The sequence below is a fragment of the Vibrio sp. 10N.222.55.C6 genome (assembly GCF_041473395.1).
GTDB classification, from domain to species: Bacteria; Pseudomonadota; Gammaproteobacteria; order Enterobacterales; family Vibrionaceae; genus Vibrio; species Vibrio crassostreae_C.
The window spans coordinates 1-411 of record NZ_JBFRSD010001122.1 but is presented as its reverse complement, the minus strand read 5'-3'; the positions used below and the strand labels follow the sequence as shown (position 1 = coordinate 411).

The following is a 411-nucleotide window of genomic DNA, read 5'->3' as shown; positions in this document are numbered from 1 at the left end:
AGATCTTGATAACGAGCACTACAGCTTCCATAAGGTGCAATACGAGCTGAATCTTCGATGAAATAGTAGTCGTTACTTAACCTAGAGCGACTTGTAATACTCGCTCCTAATTTTTGCTGTAAGTAGTTTTTCAGCCACAAGTTATGACCCAATTGATTGTTAACACTTGGTAGCAGAGCAAACGCACCAATGCCAATTTGTTCGATAGCATCTTGGTAAGGGTTATGAGTATTCACTTGATCACAAAAACCTGGATATAAAGCAAAAGCACCCATTACTGGTCGACTCTTAATCGGGTTTTCATTTTCTAATTTTTGCTGATGAATAATTGCATCACGGTAGCGGTGCATCTGGTTAATTGCATCTTCAGGTACAGCATCAAATCCCTTGTTATGAGCTTTGATTTGATAG

The 411-nt window shown here is 38.9% G+C and carries 1 protein-coding gene; it reads right to left on the bottom strand.

The genetic code is table 11. The features are described 5' to 3' along the window. Positions 1–411: nuclease domain-containing protein (locus AB4486_RS27825; protein WP_372120042.1), on the bottom strand; the 411-nt coding region annotated here is incomplete at both ends.